Consider the following 4,849-nt stretch of genomic DNA (forward strand, 5'->3'; position numbering starts at 1 on the left):
TTTGCCACGACTTGTAACGGGGCAGACGTTCGTGTTTGGGCTAGCGCAAGGTGGGACCCCGTTAGCCACAGCGACGATATGGCCATTCCGCCGATCAAACGAATAGTTGGATGTCGCGTCATTCTGGCCCTCTGCAAATCGGCATTTCCGTATAGCTCGATGGAAGTTAATGAACGTGCTGCTGATGCCTGACGCCAAACACATGTTTGTCGCCACTTCTCCTCGGAAGAAACCCTGACAAACACCCATATAGGGCCGGTTCCGGCCATAAGTGTCCGACAAACCCTGCCGCCTTGATAAAGTGTACGACAACGTGATTTTTGGGGTTTGTCGTCAGGTCAAAGTCGACTGGAGCGACGGTAACTTTCGGACCGTGGTTTGCCGCTAGCTAACGTCGCCTTTCCCCCAATATAAGACACAACTACTCGAACTCAGGTCGATTTAGCCTCAATGACTTTTCAAAAATAGCGCCAAACTTTTATACGCAAGCGACGGCGGCCAAGCCCAAGCTCACCCAACCCACCCCGCAACCTGCGTCGCGACGTCGTTGGCCGCGCTGTTCAGTGCGGTGCCGACGGTGGCATCGACGGCGGTGACCGGCACTCGTGCTTCAAAGCGGCGGGTCTCGATCCCGGTTGCGCCGCTGCGCATCAGGATTGCGTCATAAACGACGACCGCCTGCATCGCCTGCGCGTCGACGCCGAATTTCAACAACTGGCCCGACACACGCGATCCGGGGTCTAGCGTGTATTGGCGGACATCGACCACGACCTTGCCGGTCTTTGACGCCACGACCTCGGACATCAGGTTCTGGAACAGGTGCGACGGCGTGTCGTTCCACGCGATGCCTTTGACATAGGTGATCGTCCCGTCGCGGTCATAGACGGGCACGCGCGGCACGCTGATCGCGGCGGGGGCGGTAGGATACAGGATCGTCACCGTCTGGCCCGGACCCGCCCGGCGCGCGGTATTCGCGCTGACCGTGCTGGCGGCGACCAGGGTCAGCAGCGTCTTGGGCGGCTTGGGACCAAAGCTGATGCAGCCCGACAGCGACAGCGCGGCCGCACAACCGACCGCGACTTTGGCGATCGCGATTCTGCCAATCACGGTTCTGGACGTCTTCATTGTTTGCCTCCACGGCCGTTATAGTCGGGCAGCTTGCCCCCGCCGACGATGCTTCCCGCACCGCCCTGATCGATCTTTGCCGCGACGGCGGACAGGCTTTCTGACATCACGCGCAGGTCGCGGACCAGCTGGCCAACCTCGGGCAAGGTTTGTTTCGAAAAGGCCTGGATGCCGGGTCGCGCGTCGTTGACCGCGCCGTTCAGCGATTCCATGCTGACCTGCGCCGCCTGCACCGTCTTGCGCAGGTCGGCGATCAGCGGCTTGCCCTCGCCGTTCAGCGTCCCGTTGGTGGCGTCGGCCAAGTTTCCGATCTTTTCAACCGCGTCGCCCGCCTGCTTCACCGCGACGCGCGCCTGCGCCAGTGTCGCCGCAATCTCTGGCCCGCGATCGGCCAGCGATCCCGACAGCCGGTCAATATTGCCGAGAATGCCCACGATCGACCGCTGGTTCTTGTCGCCCAACAATTCGGTCAGCCGTTCGGTCAGCGTCGAAATCCGTTCAAGCAGTTGCGGTGCCGAATTCAGCAGCGCGCCAAGACCTCCCTGTTTGGTCGGGATCACCGGCTTGCCCATTGGTCCGGCATCGGTGATCGCGGGCGCACCCTTTACCGCGCCGTCTAGCACGACCGACGACGGCCCGGTAAAGCTGCCGAGGATCGTCGCTGCCGTCCCCTGCAGCACCGGCGTCTCATCCTTCAGCTGGATGCGGACGCGCTTGAATTCGGGGTTCTGCTTCCACAATTCGATTTCGGTGATCTGGCCCGACGGCACGCCTGAAAAGGTCACGCTCGACCCCTTGGCCAGTCCCTCGACCGACTGTTTGAAAAAGATGTCATATTCCTTCATGTGCCCGCCCGACAGGCCGGACAGCCAGACCAGAAAGGCCGCCAGCGCGACCAGCAGGCCCAGCACGACGCCACCGACGAGCACATTGTTGGAGCGGGTTTCCATCAGACTGCCTCTTTCTCATGCGCGGCTTTTGCAGCGGTCGCGGCGCGGCCACGCGGGCCATTGAAATATTCCTGGATCCACGGATGATCGGTCGCCAGCAATTCGTCGATCGTGCCGATCGCGATGACCTTTTTATCGGCCAGCACCGCCACCCGGTCGCAAATGGCATAGAGCGTGTCCAGATCGTGCGTGATCAGGAACACCGTCAGCCCCAGAGTCTTCTTCAGCGCCAGTGTCAGCTCATCGAACGCCGCCGCCCCGATCGGGTCGAGCCCGGCGGTCGGTTCGTCGAGAAACAGCAGGTCGGGATCGAGCGCCAGCGCCCGCGCCAGCCCGGCCCGCTTACGCATCCCGCCGGACAGTTCGGACGGATATTTCGGCCCGGCCTCGGGCGGCAAGCCCGATGTCACGACCTTGTACGACGCGATCTCGTCGAGCAGCGGCTTGCTGAGCCCGGGATAGAATTCGCGCAACGGCACCTGCACGTTCTCCGCCACCGTCAGGGTTGAGAACAGCGCGCCGCCCTGGAACAATATGCCCCACCGCTTGCTCAGCGACGGACTGTCCAGCTCGCCGGCGCCGTCGATCGGCACGCCAGCACTTCGATGTCGCCCGCATCGGGGATCTGCAGCCCGATGATCGAGCGCATGAGCACCGATTTTCCGGTGCCCGATCCGCCCACCACGCCGAGGATCTCGCCCCGCCGCACGTCCAGGTCGACCCCGTCATGAACGCGGTCCTCGCCGAAACTGTTGACCAGCCCGCGCACCCGGATGGCGATTTCGCCCCCTGCGTCCGTGCTCGTGTCCGCCACGTCCTGCACTTCATCGTTGTCGGCCATCATGCCCACCCGATCTGCGTAAAGAACACCGCGAAAATCGCATCGAGCACGATCACCAGGAAAATCGCCTGGACGACGGCGGCGGTCGTGCGGGTGCCCACTTCCTCGGCATTGCCCTTGACCTGCATACCCTGGAAACACCCCGACAGCGCGATGATCAGCCCGAAGACGGGGGCCTTGATTAACCCGATATAGACATCGGTCATCGGCACGACTTCACGAATCCGCTGAATATAGGTGACCGGCGGAATCCCGAGCGAGATCCAGCAGAACAGGCCACCGCCCAGGATCGACAGGATCGACGCATAAAAACCCAACAGCGGCATCATCAGCACGCCCGCATAGACGCGTGGCAACACCAGCGCCTCGGTCGGGGACACGCCGATCGTCCGCATCGCGTCGATTTCCTCGGTCAGCTTCATCGTGCCCAGCTGTGCGGCGAACGCCGATCCCGACCGCCCGGCCACCATGATCGCGGTCATCAACACGCCCAATTCGCGCATCGTCAGCCGCCCGATCAGGTTGATCGTGTAGATTTGCGCGCCGAATTGCGCCAATTGGACCGAACCCTGTTGCGCGATGACGATGCCGATCAGAAAGCTCATCAGGCCGATGATCGCCAGTGCCGAAACGCCGACCACCTCGAACCGCTGGACGACAGCGTGCAGCCGGAACCTCGACGGATGGACGATGGTGTGGACGAACGAAACGCAGACCCCGCCGAAAAATCCCAGCAGGCCGACCAGTGTGCCGCCCGCTGTCTTGGTCGCCGCGCCGATCTCGCCCAGCACACGCTCGAAAGAATTGACCTTGTCGGGTCGCATCTTGACCGGCTGGTGGGCATCGCCGACCTGTTTCAGGACTTGCGCGGTCTGCCCCTCGGCGCCCGTCACTTGCGCGCCGGTGTCTTCGGCTATCTTCAGCAGGATCAGCGCGCCGACCGTGTCCATCCGTCCGACCCCGGCCACATCGATGACACCGACATCGCCGCCGGCGCGCTCCGCCAGCCGCTGGGGCAGGTCGCCCAGGCGCGCCAGCGTGAGGTCGCCCGAGAACACAAGCGCCTGCCTGCCATCCAGTGTCTGTTCTGAGAAGTCGCTCGCCGTACCCATCAGGGGCGGACATGAAACATTATGCTCGCGACGGCAAGGCGTCGAGAGGTTAGATGGACGCGATGAAACGCCTCGCAATCTATGACATGGACCGGACGATCACCGTGCGTCCGACCTTTACCCCGTTCCTTGTTCACGCGGCCTTAACGCTCAACCCGGTGCGTTTGCTCCTTGCCCCCGTCGTGCTGGTGGCGATGCTGCTTTACGTAGTGAGGGCCATCGACCGCGCCACGCTGAAGGAAACCATGCAGAACCTCCTGCTGGGCCGCGCCATCGATGCAAAAGCGCTGGCAGGCGTGGTCGACAGTTTCGCCGAAAAGACCGCGCGCGGCAATATCCGGCCCGGTGCCCTGGCGCAGATCGCGGCGGACAGGGCGGCGGGCTATCACCTCGTCCTCGCCACCGCATCATACCGTCTGTATGCCGAGGCCATCGGGCGTCGCATGGGGTTCGAGGACGTGATCGCCACCAACACGCTGGTCGGCCTCGACACCCGCATCATGGCGCGGATCGACGGAGAAAATTGCTATGGCCCGGCAAAATTACGCATGGTCACCGCGTGGATGAAAACGATGGGGGTCGCGCGCGAGGGCGCCGTGATCCGCTTTTATTCCGACCATGTTTCCGATGCGCCGGTGCTGGCCTTCGCCGACGAAGCCTTCGCCGTCAACGCGCACGGCCCCTTGCAGAAACTGGCGCGGAACATGAAATGGAACATCGTCGACTGGAGTTGATTGGTGGGAAAACACTCCCTAAATTTTCTCGTTCCGAATAGGATTTCAGCACCGTCACCCCGGCGCAGGCCGGGGCCTATACGGATG

The 4,849-nt window shown here is 62.7% G+C and carries 4 protein-coding genes and 1 pseudogene; 1 reads left to right on the forward strand and 4 read right to left on the reverse strand.

Annotated elements, in window-relative coordinates:
• Positions 1–510 precede the first annotated feature (510 nt).
• The 4 genes and pseudogenes from Q0R02_RS09875 to Q0R02_RS09890 form a co-directional block, all read right to left on the reverse strand.
• The gene (locus Q0R02_RS09875) at positions 511–1,125 is read right to left on the reverse strand and encodes an ABC-type transport auxiliary lipoprotein family protein (RefSeq protein WP_293882970.1); all 615 of its coding nucleotides are present in this window, start codon (positions 1,123–1,125) and stop codon (positions 511–513) included.
• Positions 1,122–2,075 carry an MlaD family protein gene (locus Q0R02_RS09880; protein WP_293882973.1) on the reverse strand — a complete coding sequence of 318 codons (954 nt, stop codon included), beginning with the start codon at positions 2,073–2,075 and terminating at the stop codon, positions 1,122–1,124. The genes Q0R02_RS09875 and Q0R02_RS09880 overlap by 4 nt, the downstream gene beginning before the upstream one ends.
• Positions 2,075–2,919 (reverse strand): annotated as a pseudogene (locus Q0R02_RS09885) (ABC transporter ATP-binding protein). The gene Q0R02_RS09880 and the pseudogene Q0R02_RS09885 overlap by 1 nt, the downstream one beginning before the upstream one ends.
• Positions 2,916–4,028 (reverse strand): MlaE family lipid ABC transporter permease subunit, encoded by a 1,113-nt coding sequence (locus Q0R02_RS09890; RefSeq protein WP_293882976.1) that lies wholly within the window; start codon positions 4,026–4,028, stop codon positions 2,916–2,918. Before Q0R02_RS09890 ends, Q0R02_RS09885 begins: the two are co-directional and overlap by 4 nt.
• Positions 4,029–4,090: 62 nt before the next feature.
• Here Q0R02_RS09890 and Q0R02_RS09895 point away from each other — a divergent pair, with 62 nt between their 5' ends.
• Positions 4,091–4,762, forward strand: a complete 672-nt coding sequence (locus Q0R02_RS09895; RefSeq protein WP_293882978.1) for an HAD family phosphatase — start codon at positions 4,091–4,093, stop codon at positions 4,760–4,762.
• Positions 4,763–4,849 lie beyond the last annotated feature (87 nt).

Source organism: Sphingomonas sp. (assembly GCF_025353885.1).
Classification (GTDB): Bacteria; Pseudomonadota; Alphaproteobacteria; order Sphingomonadales; family Sphingomonadaceae; genus Sphingomonas_O.

Excerpts from the sequence above, each read along its gene's own strand:
- Q0R02_RS09875 (WP_293882970.1), bottom strand. The coding sequence starts at position 1,125 with ATGAAGACGTCCAGAACCGTGATTGGCAGAATCGCGATCGCCAAAGTC.
- Q0R02_RS09880 (WP_293882973.1), bottom strand. The coding sequence starts at position 2,075 with ATGGAAACCCGCTCCAACAATGTGCTCGTCGGTGGCGTCGTGCTGGGC.
- Q0R02_RS09890 (WP_293882976.1), bottom strand. The coding sequence starts at position 4,028 with ATGGGTACGGCGAGCGACTTCTCAGAACAGACACTGGATGGCAGGCAG.
- Q0R02_RS09895 (WP_293882978.1), top strand. The coding sequence starts at position 4,091 with ATGAAACGCCTCGCAATCTATGACATGGACCGGACGATCACCGTGCGT.